The organism is Kitasatospora sp. NPDC058218, from assembly GCF_042882445.1.
In the GTDB taxonomy this organism is placed as follows: domain Bacteria; phylum Actinomycetota; class Actinomycetes; order Streptomycetales; family Streptomycetaceae; genus Kitasatospora.
The window spans coordinates 43,747-69,607 of sequence record NZ_JBHVWC010000060.1 but is presented as its reverse complement, the minus strand read 5'-3'; the positions used below and the strand labels follow the sequence as shown (position 1 = coordinate 69,607).

Here is a 25,861-nt window from a genome sequence, read left to right as displayed (position 1 = left end):
ATGTCTGCCCGGCGGGAGGTCCTTCGCCTCCCGCCAGCGCACCCCCTCACCGTCGCAGTGGTACTGCTCGACCCAGGCCCTGCGCAGGACCTGGACGGCCGGAACCTCCCGCAGTCAGCCCGGGGCTCCTGGCCTGAAGGCCGCTTCCAGAAGAGCGAAGCCGTCCCGGCCGACCTGCTCGGACCACTCCTGCCGGACGTTCTCCCCCTTGGGGAAGCGGTAGGAGTCGATCCGGGCTCCGTAGCGCTCGACCCAGGCAGCGGTGACCACCGTCGAAAGCCACTGCGGAGCCGCCGCGGCCAGCGCTTCCAGGGCCGCTCGCAAGGTCTCGCCGACGAACTCCATCCGATTCAACACTCGTACCGCAGCCAACACATGAGTGGAGTCTGTCGGCTGACGACCACCTGCCCGCAGCAGCCCGAGACCGGAGATCCTTGCCAGGACCAGATCCAGGACCCTCTCCTCCAGACCGTGCTCGATCAGCCTGGCGCGGAAGTCACCCAGCACCGTGAAATCGAAGCCGGGATCGTCCAGCTCCAGGCCAAGCAGGAACTTCCAGTCCATCCGGGCCCGCACCTGGTCGGCGGCCTGCCGGTCGCTGAGACCCTCCGCGTACTGCAGGACCGAGACCAACGCCAACACCCCCGGCGAGATCGCCGGCCGGCCCCGCGTCGGGAACGCCTCGACGAAGGACTCGTCCCCGAACAGCGGACCGAGTGCCTCCCGCATGCGGATCGCCAGTGTCCCCTTCGGAAACGAGGCCCGCACCACCCGGGCGGTCAGCTCCGGCACCCCGACATCACGCCACGACTCCAGCGACACCCGACCTCCTCGATCGACAGCAATCCGATCCTGGCAGTCCCGACAAGCAGCCATCACCGCTTTGCGGATTTCCCAACGGAGTCCTTCAGGGCCGGGTCAAGTTGATGACAGGTCTCCCCGGCCTGAGGGGTGACCCCAAGTGGCTGCACCCCCGGGTGCTACGCAGTGGTGTGCCGAAGCTCTGACGAGATCAGGGGTGTCCGCCCGTTTCCGGTGGGGCCGGTATGCTCTCGGCCGTACGGCGTGGCTCGCTCCCTGATGGGCCGGTAACGGCGACCCGGGGAACGGGCGCCCCGACGGCGAGGAGGTGAGAGCTGTGGATTCCAGTAGTCCAGGCCGAAGTCGGCCCTGCCCCGGCACATCCCCCTGTTCTCCTGAGCCCTCTTCTCCCGGCTCCCGGCACCCCTCCTCCCGTACCGCTCCCGCACCCCGCCGCCGTACCGCCCGTCGCTGACGACGGGCCACCAGGTGGCCGGGCGCCGTGCGCGGTGGAGGCCGGCCGGGCGCCTCCCACCCGCCCAGCTCCCGGCGACCCCGGTCCCGGGGGAGCGGCGGACACCGAACCGTGGAGGTACCCGCCATGTCCGACTGGCGTGTGCGCGCCGTGCGCGCGAGCAAGCGTCCGTTCTCCCGCTCCGACAACACCGCCCACGGCGGCGAAGCCCAGCCGGCGCCCGAGCACTCGATGGACCCGAGGCCCGACCAGCCCACCGAGCCCGTCACGCTGGAGCGCTCCGTCGTGGAGGCGGCCGTCTACCGTGACGGCCGCCGGGTCGAGCCGCCCGTCAGCCTGGCCGACATCTACCGCCAGCTGCCCGGCAAGCCCGGCACGATGGCCTGGATCGGGCTGTTCCGGCCCGCCGAGGCACAGCTGCTGGAGGCCGCCGAGCGGTTCGACCTGCACGAGCTGGCGGTCGAGGACGCCATCGTGGCCCACCAGCGGCCGAAGCTGGAGCGCTACGGCGACACGCTGTTCGTGGTGCTGCGCGCGGCCCGCTACCTGGACGACGTGGAGGAGGTCGACTTCGGCGAGGTCCACCTGTTCGTCGGCCCGGACTTCGTCCTCACCGTGCGCCACTCGCAGGCGCCGGACCTGTCCGCCGTGCGCAGCCGGCTGGAGGCCGATCCGGAGCTGCTGGCGCTCGGTCCGGAGGCGGTGCTGTACGCGGTGCTGGACGCCGTGGTGGACGGCTACGCGCCGGTGATCGCGGGGCTGCAGCACGACATCGACGAGATCGAGACGGAGGTGTTCGGCGGTGACCCGCAGGTCTCCCGGCGCATCTACGAGCTCTCCCGCGAGGTGATCGAGCTCCAGCGGGCCACCCGTCCGTTGCTGGAGATCATGAAGAGCCTGGAGGCGGGCTTCGGCAAGTACGGCACCGACGACGAGCTCCAGCGCTACCTGCGCGACGTCGCCGACCACGCCACCTACGCCGCCGAGCGCGTGGACGGTTTCCGGCAGATGCTGCAGAACATCCTCACCGTCAACGCGACGCTGGTCTCGCAGCGGCAGAACGAGGAGATGAAGCAGCTCGCCGAGGCCGGACACGTGCAGAACGACGAGATCAAGAAGATCTCCTCCTGGGCCGCCATCCTCTTCGCGCCGACCCTGATCGGCACCGTCTACGGCATGAACTTCGAAGCCATGCCCGAGCTCAAGTGGGCCTTCGGGTACCCGTTCGCGATCGGTCTGATGGCGCTGGTCTGCACCGGGCTGTACCTGGTCTTCAAGCGGCGCAACTGGCTCTGAGGCACTCCCGGGGGGTCCGCCGTGTGCCCGGCGTCCCGCCCGCCCGTCACCGTTGCCCGTCCCAGCCGCCCGTCTCCGCCTCCGTCTCCGCGGTCGGGGGTGGGGGCGGCGTGGGGGCCGGTGTCCGGGTGGCGTCCAGGACGAGGGCGAGCAGCCGTTCGACGCGGGCCTCGTCCTCCGGGCCCCGGCGGGTGTTGGTGACGGCGATTCCGAGCGTCAGCCGGAGGAGGTCGTCGGGGGAGATGTCCGGTCGGGCCGAGCCGTCCCGCTGGGCGCGGGTCAGTACGGCGGCGGCCGCGTTCTCGATCCGCCGGTGACAGTCGTCGGTGCCCGGCGCGTCGGGAGCCTCCAGCAGCAGTGCGCCGCCGAGGCCCTGGTTGACGCGGGCGTGGGCGACGAAGGCGCGCAGCCACGCGGCGAGCGCCCGGTCGGCGGGCCGGCTCGCCGCGAGTTCCTCGGCCCGGGCGCAGAGCCGGTCGACGCGCTCCTGCAGGACGGCCGCCAGCAGGGCCGCCCGGGTGGGGAAGTGCCGGTAGAGGGTGCCCGGTCCGACGCCGGCCCGGCGCGCGATGTCGTTGAGCGAAGCCTCGGGCCCCGACTCGCCGAACGCCTCGTGGGCGGCGGCGAGCAGGAGCTCCCGGTTGCGGCGGGCGTCGGTGCGCCGAGCTGCGGTCATGGGTCGGATCCTCGCCCTCGGTCCTGATCGGGTGGTCCCGGACCGGTTCTGATCGGTAGTCAAACGGAGAAGTGCTCCGTATTGTAGGCCGAGGCGAACCGGAGAACCTCTCCGGAAAGCCTGCCTGCCTTGGGCCGGTCCGGGGGCCGCGCCCCCGGCCGAGTTCGACACAGTTGCGAGGAGCACCGATGACGGACGACGCACGGAACGGTCTCGGTCGGGTCGGGATCTGGACCTTCGGTTTCGAGGGACAGCCGGCCGGTCGGGTCCGCGAGGCGGCCGCGGAGATCGAGGAGACGGGCTACGGGGCGATCTGGTTCGGCGAGGCGTTCGGCCGGGACACCGTGGGCCAGGCCTGGTTGCTGCTGTCGGCGACCCGGCGGATCACCGTCGCGTCCGGCATCGCCAACATCGCCTGCACTGACACCCGTCCGAGCCCCGGCCGCGCCCCGAGCACTGCGCCGGGCGCTCCCGCCCCCGGCGGGCCGGGCGGAGGCGTCCTCGCCCGCCGGGGGCGCCGTCCCGGCTCGGCCGGAGCCTCCTGACGGGTACTTTGGTCGGGCCCCGACCCCATCCTTTCGGTGGATCCGACCCCCGCCGATCGGCGCATGCCCGGTGCTTGGTGTGCGTGCTAGTTTCCGGGCCATGGGATCACGTGGGGCACGTGCGGCCGCGGCACAACAGGCGATCGAGGGCGTAAGGGAGTTGGCCGGTGCCGGGCTGACGGCCGAGGCGGTGTTCCGCCGGGCCGACGAACTGCTGCGTGAGGTCCTGGAGTACGACGCCGTCTGCTGGCACACCGCCGACCCGGCGACCGGGCTGGTCAACTCCGTGCTGAGCGACGACCTCAGCCTGGACTCCTTCGAGGAAGCCGTCCGGCTGGAGGTCTGGACCGACGACCCCGCCACCTTCCCCAAGATCCGGCGCAGCGGGGTCCGGGCCGAGACGCTCAGCCGGGCGACCCAGGGGCGGCCGGAGCGCGCCGTCCGCTACCGCGAGCAGATCGCCCCGGCCGGGTTCGGTGACGAGCTGCGCGCGGCGTTCGACGCGCACGGCGGGATGTGGGGCTGCGGTGTGTTCATGCGGGCCGCCGACCGCGGCCCCTTCCTCGCACGCCACCGTGAACTCGCCGACACCGCCGCCCGGCACCTGGGCAACGCCCTGCGGGCCTGCCACCTGCCGCCGGTCGGCGCGGCCGGGTTCGACGCGGGACCGGCCGTCGTGGTGCTGGGCGCGTCGAACCGGCTGGTCGCCGTCTCCGGCCCGGCCGAGGAGCTGCTTGCCCGGCTCGCGGACCCCTCCCGCACCTCGCTGGGGCTGCCGCTCGCCTTCGCGATGGCCGCCGAGCAGGCCCGCCGCACGGTGTGCGGGCTGCCGGTGCCGCAGTCGAAGATCCGCATCCAGGCGGGCGACGGCCGCTGGTACGTGCTGCACGCCTCGCCGTTGCAGGGCTCGGCGGCCGATGAGGTGACGGTGGTGGCGTCCGCGGCCACCCCGGCCGACGCGATGCCGCTCTACCTCTCCGCGTACGGGCTGACCGCGCGCGAGCAGGAGGTGGCCCTGCTGCTGGTGCGCGGCTGCGACACCCGGGACGTCTCGCGGCTGCTGGCGATGAGGCCGTACACCGTGCAGGACCACCTCAAGTCGGTGTTCGCCAAGGCCGGGGTGGCCAGCCGACGTGAACTGATCGCACGGATCATGCTCGGCGGCGGTCACTGACGAGGGCGCTCGTCGGGGCGAGGACGGGGGCGAGGACGGGGAGGGGACGCCCCGGACTCGGTCGGCCGATGCCCGTTTGACAGATCCCCTTGCCGGACCGGCAGATAGGGTCCATGGCCGACCACCCCCATGACAGTGCCCACGCCACCCCCCGCACCACCGCCCAGGCCGGCACGGGCGACGCCGACGACGACCTCGCCGCCGTCCTGACCACGGTCGGGCCCCGGCTGCGGGCCTTGCGGCGCGAGCGCGGCACCACCCTGGCCAGGCTGAGCGCGGTGACCGGGATCTCCCTCAGCACGCTGTCCCGGCTGGAGTCCGGTCAGCGCAAACCCACCCTGGAACTGCTGCTGCCGCTCGCCCGGGAGTACCGGGTGCCGCTGGACGAACTGGTGGGCGCGCCGGCGACCGGCGACCCCCGGGTCCACGCCCGCCCGTTCACCCGCGGCGGTCAGACCTTCATCCCGCTCACCCGCCACCTCGGCGGGTTGCACGCCTACAAGCAGATCATGCCGCCGGGTCACGGCGCCGGCCCGGACCTGGAACCACGGGTGCACGAGGGCCACGAGTGGGTCTACGTGCTGGCCGGCCGGCTGCGCCTGCTGCTCGGCTCGCGCGACCTCGTCCTCACCGCCGGGGAGGCCGCGGAGTTCGATACCCGGACCCCGCACGCCTTCGGCAACGCCGGCCCGAACGCCGTCGAGTTCCTCAGCCTGTTCGGGGCGCAGGGCGAGCGCATCCACGTCCGGGCGCGGCCGGGAACCTCCGTTCGTTAGCTGACAGCGGGGGTTCCGAACCGGGCCCCGCGAGGCCGTTCGGAGGGGGCCCAGGGATGAGTGTCGACGCGAGCGCGGGGAGCGGCACGGTCGGCGGTGTCGAAGGCGGTGCCGGTCCCGGAGCCGGTATCGAAGCCGGTGCCGATCCGGCTGCCGGTGCCGCCGACCCCGCCCCCGGTACGAAGGGCCGGACCCGCCGGGCGGAGCGCAGGAAACGCCCGTTCTGGCAGGAGCTGCCGATCCTGGTGGTCGTGGCCCTGCTGCTCTCACTGGGCATCAAGGTCTTCTTCGTGCAGGCCTTCTCGATCCCCTCGGGGTCGATGCAGCACACCCTGGAGAAGGGTGACCGGGTGCTGGTCGACAAGTTCACCCCGTGGTTCGGCGCCACCCCCGAGCGCGGTGAGGTGGTGGTCTTCCGCGATCCGGGCGGCTGGTTGGACGAGCCGGCCGCGCCGTCCGGCAACTCCGTCGTCCAGGGCATCAGGAAGGCCCTGAGCATCGTCGGCCTGATGCCCTCCGAGGACGAGAAGGACCTGATCAAGCGGGTGATCGCGGTCGGTGGCGACACCGTGGAGTGCAACGCCGGCAGCCCGGTGAAGGTGAACGGCGTCCCGCTGGACGAGCCCTACCTCTACCCGGGGGCGACACCCTGCGGCGACGCGCCGGCCGGCACGGTCAAGGTGCCCAAGGACCGGATCTGGGTGATGGGTGACCACCGCAACGACTCCCGCGACTCCCGGTACCACGCCAATGAGCCCGGGGGCGGCTTCGTCCCGGTGGACAACGTGGTCGGCCGCGCGTTCGTCGTCGCCTGGCCGCTCGGGCACTGGGACACGCTCCCCGTCCCCGGCACGTTCGACCGGAAGGCGCTGAACGATCAGAACGCGGCGGGCGGGCAGCAGGTGGATCGGCAGCCGTCGGGCGGGCCCGGGGCGCTGGAGGAACTGCCTGCGCCGGAGGCCGCCGCGCTCGCCGCGGCCGTCCCGTTCGCGCTCTGGCGCCGCCGCCGCACCGCCGAGGGGCGCCGGCGCCGGGACGGCACCCGGGAGTCCTGAGGCCGAGCGCCGCGCGGCCCGTCACCCGGGAGGACCGGGGTGACGGGCCGCGAGCGCGGCCCGTAGCGCGGTCGCTCAGGCCTGGAGGAAGTCCAGGAGGTCGGCCTCGAAGGCGGCCCGGTACGCCCCGTGCAGGCCGTGCGGAGCACCCGGGTAGACCTTGAGGACGTGGTCGGGGACGAGTTTCACCGTCTTCAGCGCGGCGGCCGCGATCGGGACGATCTGGTCGTCGTTCCCGTGCGCGATCAGCGTGGGGACGTCGATGCGCCGCAGGTCCTCGGTGAAGTCGGTCTCGGAGAACTGCCGGACGCATTCGAAGGCACCGCGCGCGCCGACCTGCATGCTCCAGAGCCAGAACGCCCGGCGGATGCCCTCGGCGCCGGAGAGGTCGGCGCCGGGGCGGTTGAACCCGTAGAAGGCCTCGCTGAGCTCCCAGTAGAACTGCGAGCGGTTGCCGTCGACCCCGGCCCGGATGGCGTCGAAGGCCGCCAGGGGTGTGCCCTCCGGATTGCCGGGGCTCTGCAGCATCACCGGCGGGACGGCGCCGAGCAGGACGGCCCTGGCCGCCCGCGCCGTCCCGTGCCGGCCGAGGTAGCGGGCCACCTCGCCGCCACCGGTCGAGTGGCCGACCAGGACGGCGTCACGCAGGTCGAGCTGCTCGACCAGCTCGGCGAGGTCGTCGGCGTAGGTGTCCATGTCGTTGCCCTGCCAGGGCTGGTCGGAGCGACCGTGGCCGCGCCGGTCGTGGGCGATCGCGCGGAAGCCGTGCCCGGCGACCAGCCGCAGCTGCTCGTCCCACGCGTCGGCGTTCAGTGGCCAGCCGTGGCTGAAGACGACGGGGCGGCCGCTGCCCCAGTCCTTGTAGAAGATCCGGGTGCCGTCGCGGGTGGTGATCGTGGGCATGGGAGCTCCTTCGCACGGGATGCGGAACGGGACGCGGAACGGCGGCCTGGGCGGTGGCCGGAGCCGAGCCGCCCGATCGGCCCGGTGCCGCACGACTGCGGCCCTCGGCCGACGCTAGGCCCGGAACGGGCACTGCGCACCGTGGCGGTGACTGTCCGTCAGCGTGTCGGCCGCCATCGTCGGTCGAACGGGTGAACGGCGGCCGTTCCGCGGACGGTGGCGCAGCGCCACCGCCCCCGCTGGACGGCGGTCCGTCGGGCCGCCCGGGCCGCCCTATGCTGGCGGAATGACTGAGCTTCCCGGCTTCGCCACGCTGCTGGCCCGACTGCTGGACCACCGGGGCCTGGAGCCCGCCGAACTGGCACGCCGGGCGGACGCCGCCGGGGCGGAACCGGCCGCGGTGCCGGCCGGCGGCGTGCCGGATCCGGCGCTGCTGCGCCGACTCGCGCCCGCTCTCGGCCTGGACACCGCCGACCTGTTCGAGATCGCGGCGGTCCCGCTGCCGGCGGACCTGGCTCCGGTCGGCGGGATGGTCACCACCTCGATCGTGAGCGTGGTGCGGTTCGGCAGGGCGCTGCCGGCCGACCGGCGGGCCGAACTGCGCGCCTTCGTCGCGTCCTTGCCGCACGCCCGACAGGTGGGGCGGATCGAGGGGCTGCCGGCCTCGGCCCCGGCCCCGGATCCGTCGTCCGCCGGGAACCTGTTGATGCGGATGGTCGCGTCGCGCAACCTCGGGTGGACCGGAACAGCGAAGATCTTCCACCAACTCACCGGCCGCTACTGGATGTCCGACGCCTACGGTCGGATCGCCTCCGGTGCGCAGGAGCCGACCCCGGAGCTGGTCGCCGACTTCGCGACCGTGCTGGGCCTGCCGGCGGGTGACCTCGCGGCGCTCCTCGGGATGCCGCTGCCGTCGCAGCTGCCCCGGCCGGACGACGCGGTGGCGGACGCGGCCCTGCTGCTCCGGGACCTGCGGCGGCTGGGCGTCGAGCAACTGCGCGAGGCCGAGGACCTGGCGAGGAGGCTGCCGGCGGCCTGACCCGCCCGGGTTTCCGGTCAAGACCCTCTACACGGCTGTAGAGTCGGTCGGGTGGGCTGTACGCCCGGTCGCACGGCCGTTCCGTCGGGGAGCCGTCGACCACACCGGAACGGGAGGCGCAACCGTGGTGGAGGGTCGGGGCATGCCCGTACTCGAAGGCGAGTGCGGCGGGCGGGTCGAACCCGGGCCGGGCGACGTCGGACGACGCGAACCCGGGCCGGGCGGCGGCCCGGTGGACGCCGAGGTGGAGTGGGTCTACCAGCCGGTCGAGGTGCACTTCGGCGACGGCAGCTGGGCGCTCGGGCGGATCAGCGGGTGGTGGCACGACGCGGGCGGGCTGCGCTGGTGCCGGCTGCGGGTGGCGCGGAGCGGGCGCCCGGCCCGCTGGGAGCCGTTCGACCCGGCGCGGGTGGTCCTGCTGCCGGCCGGCGGTCTCTGACGGTCCCGCCGGGGGTCAGCGGGTTCGGGGGCCACTTGGTCGGAATTGGCCCTGGGCGCGGCCCGCCGCACCGGCCGAGGATGGGCGGCATGAGCGACTTCGACAGCGCGCTGCGCCCCGAGAGCCGGATCGTCCACCCGCCCGTCGAGGAGGTGACCGGCAGCCGCCCGCTGGGGGTGCCGCTGCATCAGAGCCACCTGTTCGCCTTCGAGGACAACGACGCCATGACGACCGCGTTCGGCGGGCCGGACCAGGCGTTCTTCTACAACCGCTTCGGCAACCCGACGGTCCGCTCCTTGGAGAAGGCGGTCGCCGGACTGGAGGGCGGCGCGGGCGCGATCGCCACCGCCTCCGGCATGGGGGCGATCAACTCCGTGCTGCTCGCGCTGCTGAGCTCCGGCGACCACGTGATCGCCCAGCGGAGCCTGTACGGCGGCACCTTCGCGGTGCTCGCCGACCTGGCCCGGCGCTGGGGCGTGGAGGTCACCCACGTCCGGGGCGACGACCCGGCCGAGGTGCGGGCCGCGCTGCGCCCCAACACCCGGCTGCTGCACCTGGAGACGATCTCCAACCCGACCACCCGGGTCACCGACCTGCCCGGGCTGATCGGGGTCGCCAAGGAGGCCGGGGTGCTCAGCGTGGTGGACAACACCTTCGCCACTCCGCTGCTCTGCCGGCCGATCGAGCACGGCGCCGACATCGTGGTCCACTCGGCCACCAAGTACCTCGGCGGCCACTCCGACGTGCTGGCCGGCCTCGCCGTCTTCGCCGACGCCGAACTCCACCGGACCGTCTGGCACTACGCCGTCGAACTGGGCGCCTCGGCCGACCCGCACAGCGCCTGGCTGACGCTGCGCGGCCTGCAGACCCTGGCGCTGAGGGTGCGCCGGCACTGCGAGACCGCGCTGGAACTGGCCGGCCGGCTGGCCGCCCACCCGGCCGTCACCGCCGTCCACTACCCGGGGCTGCCCGCCCACCCGGACCACGAACTCGCCCGCCGCCTGCTGCCGCAGGGGCACGGCGGCGTGCTCGCCTTCGACCTGGCCGGCGGGCGCGAGGCGGCCCGGACCTTCACCGAGTCGGTGCGGCTGGCCTCGCTCGCCCCCTCGCTCGGCGGCGTGCACACCCTCGTCCTGCACCCCGCCAGCACCTCGCACCGCCAGCTCGACGACGCGGAGCTGGCCGCGGCCGGCATCGGCCCCGGCACCGTCCGCGTCGCCGTGGGCATCGAGCACCCCGAGGACCTCTGGGCCGACCTCGACCAGGCGCTCGGCAAGCTCTGAGTGCGCCGGGAGCGGGGCGTCAGCGCGGCGTCAGCGGGTCACGGCCGGGCCCGGGGCCGGGCGGCCAGCACGGCGATGTCGTCCTCGGCCGGGCCGGCGGTGGACGGCCCGAGCGCGTGCAGCACGGCGTCGATCAGGTCGTCCAGCTCGCCGGCGGCCGGCAGCCGCAGCCCTGCCAGCCGGTCGAGCGAGACGTCGATGTCCTCGCCCCGGCGCTCCACCAGGCCGTCGGTGTACAGCAGCAGGGTCTGGCCGGGCAGCAGCTCACGGGTGGCCTGCTCGTAGCCGCCGAGCCCGGTGCCGAGCGGCGGGCCGGTCGGGATCCGCAGCAGCTCGTTCGGCCGGTCGGGAGCGATCAGTGCGGGTGGCAGGTGGCCGGCGCTGGAGAGCGTCCAGCGGCCCCGGCCCGGGTCGGCCAGCGCGAGCAGGCAGGTCGCCGGGCGGGCCGATTCGTTGGCCGCGATGACGGTGTCGAGCTGACGCAGGATCCGGTGCGGCGGCAGGTCCATGCCCGCGACGTCGCGCAGCGTCGAGCGGTAGGTGCTCATGTCGACCGCCGCCTCGACGCCGTGGCCCATCACGTCGCCCATCACCAGCAGGGTCCGCCCGAACGGCAGCCGCACCGTCTCGTACCAGTCGCCGCCGACCACCGAGCTGGTGCCGGACGGCAGGTAGCGGGAGGCGAGTTCGAGGTTCTGGTGCGGGCTGCCCGGTTCGCTCAGCAGGGCCCGCTGGAGTTCGAGGGCGATGCCCTGCGAGCGGGTGTAGCGGCGGGCGTTGTCGATGTCGGCGGCGGCGCGGCCGGCCAGGTCGCCGATCAGCACGGCCTCGTCCGGGGTGAAGCCCGGCGAGGCGGCCGTCCGGGCCAGCGTGAGCAGCCCGACCAGGTGCCCCCGGGCGGTCAGCGGTACGACCAGCAGGGAGCGCACCCCGGCGGCCCGGTAGGCGGCCGCGGTCGCCGGGTCCGGCGCGGTGCCGGCCGTGTCGTCGGCCCTCTCGCCGGCCGTGCCGTCGGCCGTCTCGCCTGCCGTCTCATCGGTCGGGAGGCGGTCGACGAGCACCGCGACGCCGCCGGCCAGGGCGCGGGCGGCGGCCGAGCCGTCCCGGTGGCGGACCGACTCGCCGGGCCGGGGCAGCTCGGCCACGGCCTCGCGCAGGCCCGCGACGCAGTCGACGGCGGCGCGGTGGAGCCGGGTGCCCGGTGTGCCGCCGGTGCGGGCGGTGGCCTCGGGCGGCAGGACGTCGACGGTCGCCAGCTCCGCGAGCCGGGGGACGGCGAACGCGGCCAGCTCGGCACAGGTGGTGTCGACGTCGAGCGTGCTGCCGATCCGGTCGGCGGCCGCGTCGAGCAGTGCCAGCCGGGCGCGGGCCTGGCCCAGTTCGCGCCGCAGTTCGCGCTCCGGGTCGGGGTCGTCGAGCACGACCACCACCACACCGGTGATCCGCCCGGCGCGTTCCAGCGGGCGGTAGCGCACCCGCAGGCCGGACGGCACGGGCGCACCCGCGCCGTCGGGGCCGCCGGTGGCCTGTTCGCGGGCCCGGCCGTCGGCCAGGACCCGCCGCAGCGTGTCGGCCGCGCCGGCGAACGCGGTGCCGTCGACCGACCCGCCCAGCAGGTCGGCCCGGCGCAGGCCGGTCACGGTGGTGAACGCGGGGTTGAGGTACTGCCAGCGCAGCCGGTCGTCCAGCAGGGCCACGCCGACGGGCGCCACCGCGAGGATCTCACGCAGCAGGTCCGTCCCGTCGCTGTCCGTGACGGCTCCGGTGCTCGCGGTCAGGGCCGCCGCCGCTGTCGCGCGTGACCGCGCGTCCGGGTCCGCGGGGGTGGCGCCCTCTCCTGCTTCGCCGTGCCGGAACCGCATACTCACATGATCACGCGCCGGGCTGCGGCACGCCCGAGGGCCGGCCGAAGCTTGACCGGCCGGTGGTGGTGTGGTCATCGGTGCCCGGGTCCGTGCGGCGGGGCCCGTCGCGACGGGTCGCCGGGCTGCTCACGTTCCGGGGGTGGGTGCGGAGGCGGGGGCCGGCGCGGCCGGCCGCTTGAGCTTGGCCCAGACGGCCTCCAGGGCCGCGATGTCCGCGTCGTCCAGCCGGTCGTCGAAGGCCTCGGCCAGGACGGCGCGCCGGGTGGCGTCGGCGGCGGCGAAGACCCGCCTGCCCTCGTTGGTGAGGGCGAGCCGCACTGAGCGGGCGTCGACGGGGGAGGGGGCGCGCTCGACCAGGCCGCGGGCCTGGAGCGAGTCGGCCACCCGGGACACCTGGCTGCGGCTGAGCAGGGTCTTGGCGCCCAGGTCGGAGGCGGCCACCGGTTCGTCCTGCCCGTGCAGCCAGAGCATCACCTCGAACCAGGAGAGCGGTAGGTCGTGGGCCTTGCCGAGGGCCTGGTCGACCTTGGCGCTCAGGGTGGTGCCGGCCCAGACGAGGCCGTAGAAGGCGTGGTCGCGGGCGGTGAGCTCGCCCAGGGTGAGTTCGGTGCGCGCCATGCCGTCACTCTACCTGTTTGCGTGTGCGTGCACACGGTTCTATGGTGTGTGTGCACGCACATAAAGCCGAGCCCGCCGGGAGCGCCCCCATGACCACCACCCGCATCACCCTGATCACCGGCACGTCCTCCGGCATCGGCCTCGCCGCCGCCGTGGCCGTCGCCCGCACCGGGCACCACGTCGTCGCCACCATGCGCGACACCGCCCGCTCCGGCGCGCTGCTCGCCGCCGCCGGGGCGGCGGGCGTCGCCGACCGGATCGAGGTCGCCCGCCTCGACGTCACCGACCCCGGGTCGGTCGAGGCCTGCGTGGCCGGGGTGGTCGCCCGGCACGGCCGCCTCGACGCCGTCGTCAACAACGCCGGCGCCGGCTACGTCGGCACCGTGGAGCAGGACGGCCTGGAGCCCGTCCGGGCCGCGATGGAGGTCAACTTCTTCGGCGTCGTCGACGTCACCCGGGCCGCGCTGCCGCACCTGCGGGCCGTCGGTGGCCGGGTGGTCACCGTCACCAGTGTCGGCGGCGTGGTCGGGCAGCCCTTCAACGAGGCCTACTGCGCGGCCAAGTTCGCGGTCGAGGGCTTCATGGAGTCGCTGGCGCCGGTCGCCGCGACCGTGGGAGTCAAGGTCAGCGTGGTCGAACCGGGCGCCGTGGCGAGCGAGTTCGTCGCCAGCCAGGGGCTGGACATCCCCGCCCTGCTGACCGCCGCCGGCCCCTACGCCCCCGCGCTGGGCGCCTACGTCGACCGCACCCGGGCCGCCTTCGACCAGGCGCAGACCCCCGAGCAGGCCGCCGAGTCGGTGGTGGCGGCGCTGACCGCCGAGCACCCGCCGTTCCGGGTGCAGACCTCCGAGCGGGCCCGCGCGTTCGTCGGTGCCAAGCTCGCCGACCTGGACGGCTCCACGGTGCAGCGGCTCACCGGCGGCTGGGTCGGCTGACCGTCACCGTGCGGGGCGGCAGCCCGCGTGCGGGAGACGTCGCCGCCGGCTCCGCGGTCGAGGACATGCCAGGTCAGCGGGCGGATTCCCGGTGCTCGCCCCGAGGGGGTTGCGGCCGAAGGGCGGATTGACGACCGGTCATACTGGGCGAGGCCTCAGCACAGGCCGGGGGCGCCGACGACGGCGCCGCGCACCGCCCAGACCGGAGGAACCGATGAGCCGCCACCTGCCGACCACCGTTCCGCCGGGCGGGACGCCGGCGCAGCCGTGGAACCGGCAGCGGCTGCGGAGCAACAACGAGTGGCTGCTGCTCGAACTGCTGCGCACCGGCGGCCCGTCCTCGCGCGCCCAGCTCGCCCGGGACACCGGCTTGTCCAAGCCCACCGTCTCCGCGGCCCTGGCCGCGCTGGAGCAGGCCGGGCTGGCCCGCGAGGCGGGCCGGTTCGTGCCCGAGCGCGGCCGGACGGCGGTGCTGTACGAGCCCGACCCGACGGCCGGCCACGTGCTCGGCGTGGACATCGGCCGGGCCCGGCTGCGGGTCGCGGTGGCCGACCTCGCCGGGCGGATCATCGCCCGCCGGGACGTGCCCAACAAGGGCCGCTCGGCGAACGCGGTGGCCGACGCCGTGGTGGCGGCCGCGCGGGAGACCGCCGCCGAGGCCGGCTTGGCGGCCACCGACATCGTCCACGCCGTGATCGGCACCCCGGGCGTCTGGGACGAGCAGCGGCGCGGCGTCCGGTACGCGACCAGCCTGCCCGGCTGGGGCAGACGCGGTCTGTTCGACCGGATCGCGGCCGGTCTGGAGACCGCGATCACCGTCTCCAACGACGCCAACCTCGCCGCCCTCGGCGAGTTCACCCTCGGCGCCGGCCGGGGCAGCCGGATGTTCGCCTACCTGCTGATCGGCACCGGCCTGGGCGTCGGCGTCCTCAAGGACGGCGAACTGCTCTCCGGCGCGCACGGGGCGGCGGGCGAGGTCGGCCTGGTGCCGCTGGCCCCCGGCGCCGACGGCGGGCCGGCCGGGACGATCGAACAGGCGGCCGGGGCCGACGCGGTGGTCCGCACCGCACTGGGCCTGGGGATGCGCGGCCCGCTGACGGCCAAGCAGGTCTTCGACGCGGCCCGGACCGGCGACCCGCTGGCCGCCCGCGCGGTCGAGCACGAGGCCGAGCAGCTCGCCTACGCGGTCGCGGTGCTGGCGGCCGTCCTCGATCCGGACCTGGTGGTGCTCGGCGGTGGCGTCGGCGGCAGCGCGGACCTCCTGCTGGAGCCGCTGGAGCGCGAGCTGCACCGCCTCACCCCGCTGCGCCCGAAGCTCGCCCCGAGCGGGCTGGGGGAGGAGGCGGTGCTGCTCGGCGCCGTCGCCACCGCCCTGGACACCGCCCGCCCCGAGGTCTTCGAGCGTCGCTCGGCCCTGGCGGACCACGGCGCGTCACTCTGACGGGCCGGCCGTGGTCCCGGCCGCGGCGACCGGGACCACGGCGGCGCCTCAGCAGCTGACGGTGCCCCTGCGCAGCGCGTGGCCGCCGGTGTTGCCGTCGTCGGCCCAGTAGACGGGCTTCGAACCGGCAGCGCACTCCGCGGCGCCGGCCAGGGCGAAGCCCTCGTTGTTCAGATCGGCCATGCCGCTCGGGCGGTTGAACACCGCGGTGGTGGTGAAGGCGCCGTTCGCTCCGACCTGCATCGTCCGGTGCTGGCCGCCGCAGGTGTTGTCGCACACGACCCAGAGCCGCGAGGCCTGCGGCTCCCACTGCAGCTCCATGACACCGGCCATGCCGCTGGCGACGGTGGCCACCCGGGTGAACGCCCCGCTGTCCTGGAGGACGAAGCCGTACACCGTGCCGCCCTCGACGGCGACGAAGAACACCCCGCCCGCGTGCGCGCCGTACCCGGCCGGGTTGTAGGCCGCGCCGGTCGACGCGTCCGTGAACCCGGCGCCGGTCAGGTAGCCGTCGGGGATCCAGGTGATGCCCTCCAACCCGAGGTTGGAGCCCACCGACGGGAGGGCGGAGGTCAGGTTCCACTCCTTGGCGGCGGTCAGCGTGGTGCCCGTGCCGGCCACGTCGTACCGCAGTACGGAGAGCCTGCTGGTGCCGGAGGAGTCGGCGTTGCGCTCGCTCGAAACGAACACGCCGCCCGAGGCGCCGGCGTCGGTGAGCGTGACGCCCTCGCTGTCAGGAGTGCCGGAGCCGCCGGGGAAGCGCAGCGCCTTGCCGGAGGTCCAGCCGTTCGCGGTGTCCGGCTTCCACCCGCCGGACCCGTTCGGCACGAGCCGCCACAGCTTGCCGGAGTTCTGCGCGCCCCACAGCACGCCGCCCCCCTGGTAGAGGCCGCTGAGGTCCGACCCGAAGACGCCGGAGGCGTCGGCGGTCGCCACGGATCCGCCGCCGGGCCAGGCCACCGGAGTCACGGCGCCACCGGTGCCGCAGGCGTTCGCGGCACCGAGGGTGAGCGCGGCCTTGCCGAACGAGCCGGTGCCGTCCGGGCAGCGCGACCACGAAGGGGCCGAGTGCTCGCTCCAGCCGAAGCTGTCGACCAGCGTGCTCCCGTTCGGCAGGTACAGCCGTGCCTTGTCGGCGGAGCCCAGGCCGAACTTGGCGTGGACGTCGAAGGCCCGGAACGCACCGGGGGCCAGTGTGGTCCCGGCGGCGATCGTGTACTTCGAGCCGTTGTCGTCGTCCTTGAGGATCCAGCCCGAGACGTCCACGGCGGCGGCGCCCCTGTTGTGGAGCTCGATCGAGTCGTCGACGTCCCCGGTGGTCACCACCTCGTTGATCCGGATGTCGTCGGCCGCGGCGGCCCGGGCGGGCGTGGCGCTCAGCGCCCCCACCGGGCCGGCGACGGCGACGAGGAGGAACGCGAGGCTTCGGCGCCAGCGCGGTGCGCGTGATTCGGTCACGATGTCCGTCCCCGGGGTCGTCCTGACAGGCCGCCACCACCATCGCGGCACCGGCCCAACTGGCGCCCGCCGCCGGGCGAGCGTCGCATGAACAGCGGGCGAACCGGGGGGCGTCGGTACACCTGGTGTTCCCGTGGCCGGCCCGGTGAACCGCTCGGCCCGCACGCCCGGGGCCGTGCGCCGGCGCGGAGGCTCCCGGGGCATCCGGGGCCGGCGTTCTCCACCGTGGCGGACGAGTGCTCGCGGTGCGTCCGGTGAATGTTCAAAGCCCTTACAGCACAACAGATGTGAGGTACCGTCATGAGTTCCGTGCAAACGGATCCGGGGCTGCCACCGCCCGGGGCGGAGCCGGAGCCGGAGCAGGGACAGGGGCGGGAGCGGTCGGGGGAGCGAGTCGGGCGGGGCCGTGGCCGTGACGGTCCCGATCGGGTCGCCCCGTCGGCGGCACGGACTTTTCGAGGGGCTGGATGGAAACGGTGGACTGGTCGTGGGCCGACCAGGAACGCGAAGGCGTGCTCTGCCACGGGTGGACGGGGGGCAGGCCGTACGCGGTTCGGCTCCCGCGGGTGCTCGCACCCCTCTCCGGCCCCCCGCCCGCCGAACTCACCGGCCGGGACGCGGAACTCGCCGCGCTGAGCACCGCGCTCACCGGCGACGGGGGCCCGTGCGTGGTCGTCACCGGCCCGCCGGGCGTCGGCAAGAGCACGCTGGCGCGCCGGACCGGCCACGCCCTCCAGGTCGACGGGCACTTCCCGGGCGGCCTGCTCACGGTCGAGCTCCACGGCTCCGACCACATCCGCCGCCGGCGACCCGAACGCGCCATCGGCCTCGCCCTGCGCGCCGCCGGACTGCCGCCCGAACACATCCCGCCCGAGCCGGCCGACCGGGCCGCGCTGCTGCACCGCACCCTGGCGTCCTACGCCGCCCAGGGGCGCCGCGTGCTGCTGCTCCTGGACGACCCGGCCGCCGACGACGACCTGACCGCGCTCCTGCCCGCCCCCGGCACGGCCGGAGTACTGGTGACGGCGCGACGCACCCCCCGGGACGTCCCGGGCACGGTCCACGGGCTGGCGCCACTGCCCACCGCCGCCGCCACCGACCTGCTGCGGGCCGAGCTGGCCGCCCGCGGCGCCCGCGTGCCGGCCGACGCCGCGCACGGACTCGAACTGCGGCGCCTCGCGAAGGCCTGCGGCGGACTGCCGCCCGCGCTGCTCGTGACCGCGGCCACCATGGCCCGGACCGGTGCCACGGCGGTCGAGACCTCCCGCGAACTCGACCGGCTCCGGGCGGGCCTGGACCGGCTCGACGGCCCCGTGCGGACCCTGGCGGCCGTCCACCTGCTCGCTCTGGGCGCCCTGGGCGGCGGACCGACCCGGCTGCTTCGGCTGACGCGCGTCCTCCCCGGGCCGGACTTCTCCACCGACACCGCCCGGGACCTCGCCGGACCCTCCGCCGGGACGGTCGCGGCCGACCTCGCCGAGCTGCTGGCGGTCGGGCTGGTCGCGCGCGGCGAAGCCCCCGACCGGTGGCGGCCCACGCTGCACGCCGACGACGACCTGCCGCTGGCCGTTCCGGCCCGCACGGCGACGCCCAACGGCGCGGTCGACGAGGCACGGGAGGCCGTGGAGCGGCTGGTCCGCGCCCACACCGAGCGGGTCCGGGCGGCCTGCCTCCACCTGAGCCCCCTGCGGCGCAGCCCCGGGACCGACCCGCGGGCCTTCGCCGACCGTGCCGCCGCGCTCGCCTGGCTCGACGCGGAGCACCCGACCTCGGCGGGGCTGCTGCGCCGGGCTGCGTCCACCGGCGGGCCCGACGTGGCGGTGGGCCTCGCGGAGGCGCTCGACCCCTACCTGGAGCACGGGCTGCACCGCGACGAGCTCGCCGACGCCGCCGCCCTCACCCAGACCCTGGCCGGCGAACGCGGCGACCCCGGCGCGGAGTTGGCGTCCCTGGTGCGGCGCGGCCGGCTGCACTGCCTGGACGGGCAGTACGAGCAGGCCCTGGCGCTGCTGCGCCAGGCGGCGGAGGGAGCGCGGCGGATCCGGCACTGGGAGGCCGCGGCGGCGGCGCTGGCCGCCCTGGCGGAGGCCTGGCGGGCGGTCGGCCGCTCGGAGGAGGCGGCCCGGGAGGGTCGGCGCGCGGCCGCGATCGCCGCCCGGATGACCGGCGACGCGGAGGTCGAGTACCGGGGGAGCCTGCACGCGGGGATCGCGCTCGCGGAGAGGGGGCGGGGGAAGGCCGCCGCGAAGGACCTGAGCCGGGCCGTCCGGGTGGCCGAGGCCGCCGGTGACCAGCTGCGCACCGGCGTCGCCCACGTGCAGCTCGGCCTGGTCGGCCTCGACCTGATGGGCCGTGCGCTGCCCGCCGGCGCGGTGTTCGCTCTCGCGTTCCACGCCTTCCGCGAGGCCGGGGACCAGCGGCGCCACCTCGTCGCCCTCGGTCTGGCCGGCCGGGCGAGCGGCGACCTGGGCCTGAAGTTCATGGCCGAGGCGGCCGAGGGCCTGCTCGACCTGGGCGACGAACTCGCCGCCCACCTCGTGTTGGAGGAGGCGGGCGACGCGCTGGCGGACCTCGGACAGTACGAGCAGGCCGCCGCCGTCCAGCGTGCGGTCGCCGGCTTCCGCGCCCGCGTCGGGGACCAGGCCGGCCGGGCCCGCGCGCTGACCGCGCTGGCCTCCACCCTCGGAAGGCTGAAGCGCCACGGCGAGGCCGTGGACCGGGCCACCGAAGCGGTCGCCCGGGCGCGGGAGGCCGGTCGGCCGGCCGTTCTGTCGGCCGCGCTGAGCGGTCTGGGCAGGTCGCTGCACGACGCCGGGCGGCCACTGGAGGCGGTCGACCCGTTGCAGGAGGCGGTGGCCCTGGCCGCCAAGGAGGACGACGCGCCCGCCGAGGTGTGGGCGCTGGCCCTGCTCGGCTCCGCCCTCACGGTGGCGGAGCGGCCCGCGGAGGCCAGTGCCGCCTTCCGGCGCTCCCGGGCGGCGGTGCGTCGGATCCGGGAGCCGATCCCCCGGGTGGCCGTCCACCCGGCCAGGCCGGAGCTGCCGGCGGCGCCGACGGTCACGGTGGTGGAGGCGACGGTGACCCCGGGGGCCGTCCCGCCGGGAGCCGCCGCCCGAGGGCTGCGCTCCGGCGGGCGCGAGGCCGGACGGCAGCTCCCGGGCGGTGTGGCGGCGCAGGAGAAGGGCTCGCACTTTCGGATCGCGTCCACCGCCTATGCCCAGGTGGCCGTCCTGCTGGCCGTCGCCGCCTGGGCGGCCTACGGGCCCGGCGGGCCCTGGGCCACCGCGGCGACCGTCGTCGCCGGGGTGAGTGCGGCGCTCGCCCTGGTGGCCGGGCTGTCCTTCCGCAGCGCCACCGGCGCGGACGTCGCGACGCCGGCCCAACTGGTGCTGCAGACCGGCTGGAGGCTGCTGCCGGTGCCGGTGCTGCTGTTGCACGCGCTCTCGCTGACGCGGGGCGAACTCCGCCTCACCGGGCCCGTCCCGAGCCTGGCCAGCCTGGTGGCGTACCTCGCCCTGGTCGTCCTGATCCGCCGGGCCGGGCGGTTCGGCACGGTGGCCCTGGGCGTGTAGCGGGCGGGTTGTCGCCCCGGGAGGGGGCGGCAGCCCCACCGCTGTTGACGCCCGGTGGTCCAGCGGCCGGCGCCGGCCGACGCTTGCGCGTTCCCACCGGTGACGGGCCTGGGGATCAGGTGCGAGGCTGTCCTCCTGCCGTCCGCAGAGGACGAAGTGGAACTCGTCGCCGGCCCGGTCCTGGCCTGACGGGCATCCACCGGCGGATCCTGGCCGCCTTCAAATCCGCCGTGGACGGGCTCCGCGCCAAGGACCTCTGCCAGAACCTCGACATCGGGCTGGAGGCGAAGCAGCCGGAAGGAACGCGTGCCGAGCTCAAGTGCCTCCTCGGCCGAAGCATCCTGACCTTTCGGAGCCCCGGCCCTGGCTGTCTACGGGACGTGGGAGAACCCTTTGTCGTCGAGTTGGGCCGCGATGGCGTCGAGGGTCTCCTGCGGGACGTCGTCGAGGCTCTGGGCGGCAGGTGTCTGCCGCAGGCTGTTGGCACTTTGGAAGGATGTCAACGCCGCGCGAGTACCGTTCCCGAACACACCGTCAAGGCCGTCCGGGTCGAAGCCAAGGTCCTTCAGAGCGGCCTGCACCCCGATCGTGAGATTCAGCGGGACCGGAAAGCTTCCGGAGCGCATGTTGGCGTCGAGCGTCAGCGATGCGTCGAAGACCAGTTGAGTGAGGTCGCCGGGGGGTGGCGCGGCATTCCACCCGGCGAGGGTGAACAGCAGCCCGTTCCTGACATTTCGCGGGATGACTCCTGGATTTCCGAGCTCCGTCATCTTGCATTCGCGAGCCATGGCCAGCCAGTCCTGCGATGCGGCGGCGGCCTGGAACCTCGGAAACCGGAAGAGCGGGCCCAGGGCCCATGCCATGCTGAAAAGGCCGAGCTGGCCGTCGGCTGGCCAGCCCCGCAGGTCGGCGAACGGGGGCCGGCCCTGCAGGGTCCTCTCGAAGCTTGTCAGCTTGTCCGTCACCAGCCCGTTGATCGTCTGATCGCTGATCCGTAACCTGGTGACCGACTCTTTCTGGGCGAGCGAGACGGAAGCTGTTCCGCTGAACTTGACCGTCTGATATTCGTGTTCGATCTCGGCTTGACCTGCAGGCGCGTTCATGTCCTTGTCGAACCAGTTCAGGGTGAAGATGTCGGGCAGCGGATGGGGATTGCTGCCGAAGTGGTCCGGATCATCGGCGTCGAGCAGGTTTCCCACGCCCGTGGACACCAGGCTCTTGACGTCCAGATACATGAACCGGACGCGTCCTTCCAGCGGTTCATTGAACGGGAGGAAGGCATCCTGAACGCTCTGATGCATCTTTGGCTCCTCATGTGGGTGCTTTCCGGCGGGAGACGTTCGGCTCGCGCTGGATTCGGGCGGATGACGCCATGCTGACCTTCAGCCCGGCCGCCCCGGCGCACATCGACGCGGGCGCGGTCACAGAGGTCGGCAGGCCGGGCTGCGGGAACCGTCGCACGGCCACGGGGGAGGGTCTTGAGGGGAAGGACCGAAGGTTCCACCGGGACCGTCCATCCGCACGACGGGATTGCCCTTCTTGGCTGCCGGGTCAGGCTGTGGGTGCTGCGGATCGCCTGACAGGAGTCGGCCCGCGTCACTGGTGGCCGGATCCTGCCTGCTCCTCAAGCATCGGGTGCGAGCCGCCGGTTCGGCGGGAAGCTCGTCGCTCGTGACCACCAGATGGGTCTGGTACGGCACCCTGCGGTCGATCGGTTGCCGGATTCGCGGAATGTGTCGCATCACTGCGCCTCTCCTGGTCGGCCGCACAGGGTGCGCGCCTGTGTCCGGTGCGACGGCGGTGGGCTCCGCGCCAGGGCGCTGTCAGCGCGGGCTCGTCACCGGGGTGCGGCCGACGGCGGGGGAGCCGACCCCCGGCCGTCGACGCGAATGCTGCCTCAGCCGCCGAAGGGCCACGGCAGAGGGATGGTGATTGGCGGGAGCCCCGGGACGGGAATCGGGGGGATCTGCGGGATGGGGATCGCATGGAGGATGTCGTCCCAGATCGAGTCGGCATCGACCCCCTGCGTGCTGGCGAGCGCACCAACTGCCGTCGCGCTTCGATCGACGGGCGCCACCAGTCGCGGCAGCCGTGGTACGGGCGGCCCCAGCCCGGCCGAATCTCGAACGATCTTGTTGATCATCACTGTCTCCTTTCGTCCTGCTCCTCCTGTGAAGGGCGTAGATCGTCGTCGGCACCGTCAGCTGCTGAACCACGACAAGATGCCCTCGATGATGCCGCCGATGCCCTCGCTCGCGGGGCCGAGCATCCACTCGTCGACGACGGCGCCGAGCATTTCCGCGACGCCCCTATTCGGGTCCACGCCCTGACCGTCGCCGAGCGCGCCGACAGGTCTGAGGCCCGTTCGGTCGACGGGCGGCGCCAGCCGTGGCAGCCGCGGGCCGGGCGGTCCGAGTGCGGCTGAGTTCCGCACGGCCTGGTCGATCATCACGGTTCTCCTTCTTCCTGATTGAGCGTGCACGGTACGGACGTCGGACTACCCGCCGTACAGTGCCGCGTAGCACATCTGGCGGGCCAGGCCGGGCAGGTGGGCGCAGGCCGACTTGGCCGCGTCGACGCCGGGGCCGCTCTGCTGGGCCGGCGGGTCGTCGCGGTTGTCGCGGGGAACCGGGTGGGCCTGTATGGGGGGCTGGGGCTTCGGGAGTCCGGGGCGAGCGTTCACGGTGGGTCTCCTCCTCACGGTTTGCTCAACGGGTTCGGTTGACGCGATGCCGGGGTGCGTCGAGCACCTCACATGTCGCCGATGAACTGGTGGACCGGCGCCAGGGTGACCGGCAGTTCGTCGCTCACGTCGATGGTGAACAGATAGGTGACCCGGGAGCGCCGCTCGTCCTCCGGATCGAAGAAGCCGACGGCGACGTCCTGGCAGTCCGAGCCCAGGCGGCAGTACGGGCTCTTGGAGACGCGGATGTAGTCCAGCGCGTAAAGGTGGTCGTCCTTCCCCGGGACGTGCTTGGCGGAGAGCAGGCCCTCACTGATCTGGCTGGCGAACAGGAACGCGTTGGTCCCGGCGTAATTGAGGGCCCGGTCGGCGGAGCTCTGCCCGAGGTTGCGGAACTGGTAGTAGATCTTGTCGAGCAGCGCGCGGACGGTCTTGCGCAGCTGCGCCTCGTCGAACGCTTGGGCGTTGCGCTTGTCGGTGTCCTTTTTGACTGCCTGAAGCACGGAGTTGACCAGGTCGCTCTCGCTCCAGGTGTAGATGCCGCGGCTCTTCACCTCGACAACCGGGACGACCTGGCCGGAGAACAGCCGGACCGTGCGGCCGGTCAATCTCCCGGGCACCGAGACCCGGGAGATGAAGCCGGGGTCGTTCTCCGGCCGAGCCTGGCCGACGATCGCGTCCCGGAAGCTTCGGTAGACGGTCGACACCGGTGGCGTCGAGAGCTTGAGGAGCACCTGCACGAGTTCGTTGGGCCGCCCGACGAGCTGCTCCAGTTGGTCCATGGTCAAATCGGGGTCGAAGACCTGCGTGCTCCAGTCCATGCCGGTGGCGTTCTCGCCCTCCAGCGCGTAGATCGGCGTGCTGTCCATGGTGAGCGTCCAGGTCAGCTTGTTGGATGCCCACGGGTTGCGAGCGAGGTAGTCGTACAGCTGTTTCGGGTCGTACGGGTTCGCCGGCGTCTCGGTCTCTCTGCCGCCCACGGGATCCCCGGGCACGGGGTCCATCTCCTGGCGGAAACTGTCCCGGCGCGCCTCGGTCAGGAAGTCGGTTCCGATCTGCCCGATCGCATAGACGAGGGGGTGCCGGCCGCTTTCCGCCGAGTCGCACGAGGGACGCACACCGCGCACCTGACCGCCGGCGGTCGGCGCCGACTGGGCAGGTGCGGCGACGGTGGGTGGCTCCGGTGGCGTCCATGGCTCCCGGACCGAGGCCATGGCGGCTTCGTACTCGGCGGGCTGCTGGCCGCCGCCCTGGCACTGGCAGGGCGCCGAGGGCGCGACACCCCGATCCAGGGAAGACCCCGCGACGGTCGTTTGATCCTCGGGCGGCCGGTGGACAACACCACCGGGCTCCACACCCGTGGTGGCGACTCCCTCTTGTGCGGTGACGACTGGCGCGCTCTCGGTGTCCATGATGCTGGCTCCCTCATGCGATTCGAGTTGGCAGGTCCTGAGCGACGAGGCGGCGTCGACCCCGGGCTCGGGCGAGAGCGCCCGTACCCGGCGCGTCGTCGGCTGCGCGGGTACGGGCAAGGCCGTGGACGGACCGGCCGGCAGCGGCACCAGCGCCGGCACCGGTAGGCCCGCGGCCGATGCCTGGTCGGCCACGGCAGTTGTCGGATCGTCCCTCCGGGTGATGAGCTCGTACGCCCTGGCGGCGTCCAGTCGGCCGGCCAGTCGGCGCCGACACTGGGGGGCTTCGGAGGGTGAGCAGTCGGGAGCCGCCGCGCCGCGCAGCACCGCCCGGCCCGCGGCCCGAGGTTCGGCGTCGTGCCCGGCGCGAAGCTGTGCGGCCACCAGGAGAGCGGCAACGCCGGACACCAGGGGCGTCGCAAAGCTGCTGCCGGTGAGGGCACGGCGAGCGCCGCCGGGTACGGCGCCCTCGATGTCCCGGCCGGGGGCGAGCACGCCGTTGGCCGCGTAGGCGGCACCCCAGTTGCTGATCGCCAGGGGTTCGCCGTCGGGACCCGCCGCACCGACCGCGAGCACCGAAGGGACGGCCGCCGGCACCTGTAGGCAGTCGCACCCGTCGTTGCCGACGGCCGCGACGACCAGGACTCCACTGTCCTCGCACAGCCGGAGGGCCCGCTCCAGCATGGCGTCCACCTGGACGTTCTGGCTGGGTTCGCCACCGCTGATGTTGATGATGTGGGCGCCCTCCTGGACCGCCCGTTCAACGGCTCGGGCCAGATCCAGCTGCGGCACCCGGCCCTGTGCCCCGTCCCGGAACACTGGCAGTAGCAGCCCGCGGCAGCGAGGTACGAGCCCCGCCACCGGGCTGTCGGGCTGGCCGAAGAGCAGGCTCGCGACGTGGGTGCCGTGCTGTGACATCGGTCCGGGCCCGGCCGGCTGCCCGACGAGCGTGTCCAGCCGAGTCAGGTCGGCTCCGGCGAAGCAGGGGTGGGTGAGGTCGACCGGGCCGTCCAGGACCGCGACACACACCGAGTCGTCACCCAGGAGCGAGTCATGCGGCGGATGTAAGGCCTGCAGGACCGATCGGGCCTCCATGCTCAATCACCGTTCTCCATGCTCGCGACCAGTACGGGGACGCCGCACCGAATGGCACCAGCCTCCGGTACGCCTGTCGGGCCGATGTGCTGCGATGTGTCGGCGCAGGCGTCGCCGTGGTGTCGCGGCGTCGTCTCTCCGGCGTGGCCCGACCGGAGCGGGTCGTGTGTCCGGCCCGCTCCGCCCGCCATGGCCCGCCCGGAGGGGGCTCGCCCGCGAGCAGCTTCCGCGACGGGCTGCAGACGGTGACGCGACGCCCGCGCGACACATCGCCGCCGTTGCTCCGACAGGTGTGCGCCGGTCGCACCCACGGGACGAAC

General features: G+C 74.1%; 21 protein-coding genes and 1 pseudogene. 11 read left to right on the top strand and 11 right to left on the bottom strand.

Going from position 1 to position 25,861, the window contains the following annotated elements; translation table 11 throughout:
• Nucleotides 1–114: 114 nt before the first annotated feature.
• Nucleotides 115–822: a transposase gene (locus ACFVYI_RS32135; RefSeq protein ID WP_387892108.1), complete on the bottom strand. Its 708-nt coding sequence runs from the start codon at nucleotides 820–822 to the stop codon at nucleotides 115–117.
• 580 nt (nucleotides 823–1,402) lie between these two features.
• Between ACFVYI_RS32135 and ACFVYI_RS32130 the strand changes: the two genes are divergently transcribed.
• Nucleotides 1,403–2,572 carry a magnesium and cobalt transport protein CorA gene (locus ACFVYI_RS32130; RefSeq protein ID WP_387892107.1) on the top strand — a complete coding sequence of 390 codons (1,170 nt, stop codon included), beginning with the start codon at nucleotides 1,403–1,405 and terminating at the stop codon, nucleotides 2,570–2,572.
• Nucleotides 2,573–2,618: 46 nt separating this feature from the next.
• On the opposite strand, the gene ACFVYI_RS32125 is transcribed toward ACFVYI_RS32130, so the two are convergent.
• Nucleotides 2,619–3,248 carry a TetR/AcrR family transcriptional regulator gene (locus ACFVYI_RS32125; RefSeq protein WP_387892106.1) on the bottom strand — a complete coding sequence of 210 codons (630 nt, stop codon included), beginning with the start codon at nucleotides 3,246–3,248 and terminating at the stop codon, nucleotides 2,619–2,621.
• 188 nt (nucleotides 3,249–3,436) lie between these two features.
• On the opposite strand from ACFVYI_RS32125, the pseudogene ACFVYI_RS32120 reads away from it, so the two are divergent.
• The 4 genes and pseudogenes from ACFVYI_RS32120 to lepB all read left to right on the top strand — a co-directional run.
• Nucleotides 3,437–3,722, top strand: a pseudogene (locus tag ACFVYI_RS32120) (LLM class flavin-dependent oxidoreductase); the annotation flags it as partial.
• A gap of 171 nt (nucleotides 3,723–3,893) precedes the next feature.
• Entirely contained in the window at nucleotides 3,894–4,967 is a 1,074-nt protein-coding gene (locus ACFVYI_RS32115) for a helix-turn-helix transcriptional regulator (protein ID WP_387892112.1), read from the top strand.
• 113 nt (nucleotides 4,968–5,080) lie between these two features.
• Entirely contained in the window at nucleotides 5,081–5,743 is a 663-nt protein-coding gene (locus ACFVYI_RS32110) for a helix-turn-helix domain-containing protein (RefSeq protein ID WP_387892104.1), read from the top strand.
• A 56-nt stretch (nucleotides 5,744–5,799) separates the two neighbouring features.
• Nucleotides 5,800–6,798 (top strand): signal peptidase I, encoded by a 999-nt coding sequence (gene lepB, locus ACFVYI_RS32105; protein WP_387892102.1) that lies wholly within the window; start codon nucleotides 5,800–5,802, stop codon nucleotides 6,796–6,798.
• A gap of 75 nt (nucleotides 6,799–6,873) precedes the next feature.
• Here the strand turns inward: lepB and ACFVYI_RS32100 are convergent, their stop codons facing one another.
• Nucleotides 6,874–7,701 (bottom strand): alpha/beta fold hydrolase, encoded by an 828-nt coding sequence (locus ACFVYI_RS32100; protein ID WP_387892101.1) that lies wholly within the window; start codon nucleotides 7,699–7,701, stop codon nucleotides 6,874–6,876.
• A 286-nt stretch (nucleotides 7,702–7,987) separates the two neighbouring features.
• On the opposite strand from ACFVYI_RS32100, the gene ACFVYI_RS32095 reads away from it, so the two are divergent.
• From ACFVYI_RS32095 to ACFVYI_RS32085, 3 genes are all read left to right on the top strand, one after another.
• On the top strand, nucleotides 7,988–8,740 hold the full coding sequence (locus ACFVYI_RS32095) for a hypothetical protein (RefSeq protein WP_387892099.1): 753 nt from the start codon (nucleotides 7,988–7,990) through the stop codon (nucleotides 8,738–8,740).
• Between the two features lie 142 nt (nucleotides 8,741–8,882).
• Nucleotides 8,883–9,179: a hypothetical protein gene (locus ACFVYI_RS32090; RefSeq protein WP_387892098.1), complete on the top strand. Its 297-nt coding sequence runs from the start codon at nucleotides 8,883–8,885 to the stop codon at nucleotides 9,177–9,179.
• A gap of 89 nt (nucleotides 9,180–9,268) precedes the next feature.
• Nucleotides 9,269–10,462 (top strand): trans-sulfuration enzyme family protein, encoded by a 1,194-nt coding sequence (locus ACFVYI_RS32085; RefSeq protein ID WP_387892096.1) that lies wholly within the window; start codon nucleotides 9,269–9,271, stop codon nucleotides 10,460–10,462.
• 38 nt (nucleotides 10,463–10,500) lie between these two features.
• Here ACFVYI_RS32085 and ACFVYI_RS32080 read toward each other — a convergent pair whose 3' ends face one another.
• Nucleotides 10,501–12,324, bottom strand: a complete 1,824-nt coding sequence (locus ACFVYI_RS32080) for a SpoIIE family protein phosphatase (protein WP_387892094.1) — start codon at nucleotides 12,322–12,324, stop codon at nucleotides 10,501–10,503.
• A 129-nt stretch (nucleotides 12,325–12,453) separates the two neighbouring features.
• Entirely contained in the window at nucleotides 12,454–12,945 is a 492-nt protein-coding gene (locus tag ACFVYI_RS32075; RefSeq protein ID WP_387892092.1) for a MarR family winged helix-turn-helix transcriptional regulator, read from the bottom strand.
• A gap of 89 nt (nucleotides 12,946–13,034) precedes the next feature.
• Here ACFVYI_RS32075 and ACFVYI_RS32070 point away from each other — a divergent pair, with 89 nt between their 5' ends.
• Nucleotides 13,035–13,880: an SDR family NAD(P)-dependent oxidoreductase gene (locus ACFVYI_RS32070; protein WP_387892090.1), complete on the top strand. Its 846-nt coding sequence runs from the start codon at nucleotides 13,035–13,037 to the stop codon at nucleotides 13,878–13,880.
• A 214-nt stretch (nucleotides 13,881–14,094) separates the two neighbouring features.
• Nucleotides 14,095–15,321: an ROK family transcriptional regulator gene (locus ACFVYI_RS32065; protein ID WP_387892088.1), complete on the top strand. Its 1,227-nt coding sequence runs from the start codon at nucleotides 14,095–14,097 to the stop codon at nucleotides 15,319–15,321.
• 48 nt (nucleotides 15,322–15,369) lie between these two features.
• Here ACFVYI_RS32065 and ACFVYI_RS32060 read toward each other — a convergent pair whose 3' ends face one another.
• The gene (locus ACFVYI_RS32060) at nucleotides 15,370–16,779 is read right to left on the bottom strand and encodes a lamin tail domain-containing protein (protein ID WP_387892087.1); all 1,410 of its coding nucleotides are present in this window, start codon (nucleotides 16,777–16,779) and stop codon (nucleotides 15,370–15,372) included.
• Nucleotides 16,780–17,345: 566 nt separating this feature from the next.
• On the opposite strand from ACFVYI_RS32060, the gene ACFVYI_RS32055 reads away from it, so the two are divergent.
• Entirely contained in the window at nucleotides 17,346–20,351 is a 3,006-nt protein-coding gene (locus ACFVYI_RS32055) for a tetratricopeptide repeat protein (protein WP_387892085.1), read from the top strand.
• A 371-nt stretch (nucleotides 20,352–20,722) separates the two neighbouring features.
• Here the strand turns inward: ACFVYI_RS32055 and ACFVYI_RS32050 are convergent, their stop codons facing one another.
• From ACFVYI_RS32050 to ACFVYI_RS32030, 5 genes are all read right to left on the bottom strand, one after another.
• Nucleotides 20,723–21,652, bottom strand: coding sequence for a peptidoglycan-binding protein (locus ACFVYI_RS32050; protein ID WP_387892083.1), 930 nt, complete (start codon nucleotides 21,650–21,652; stop codon nucleotides 20,723–20,725).
• Nucleotides 21,653–22,248: 596 nt separating this feature from the next.
• Nucleotides 22,249–22,494: a hypothetical protein gene (locus ACFVYI_RS32045; RefSeq protein ID WP_387892082.1), complete on the bottom strand. Its 246-nt coding sequence runs from the start codon at nucleotides 22,492–22,494 to the stop codon at nucleotides 22,249–22,251.
• Nucleotides 22,495–22,551: 57 nt separating this feature from the next.
• Nucleotides 22,552–22,800 carry a hypothetical protein gene (locus ACFVYI_RS32040; RefSeq protein ID WP_387892081.1) on the bottom strand — a complete coding sequence of 83 codons (249 nt, stop codon included), beginning with the start codon at nucleotides 22,798–22,800 and terminating at the stop codon, nucleotides 22,552–22,554.
• Nucleotides 22,801–22,848: 48 nt separating this feature from the next.
• On the bottom strand, nucleotides 22,849–23,034 hold the full coding sequence (locus tag ACFVYI_RS32035; protein WP_387892080.1) for a hypothetical protein: 186 nt from the start codon (nucleotides 23,032–23,034) through the stop codon (nucleotides 22,849–22,851).
• A 68-nt stretch (nucleotides 23,035–23,102) separates the two neighbouring features.
• Entirely contained in the window at nucleotides 23,103–25,541 is a 2,439-nt protein-coding gene (locus ACFVYI_RS32030; RefSeq protein WP_387892078.1) for a S8 family serine peptidase, read from the bottom strand.
• Nucleotides 25,542–25,861 lie beyond the last annotated feature (320 nt).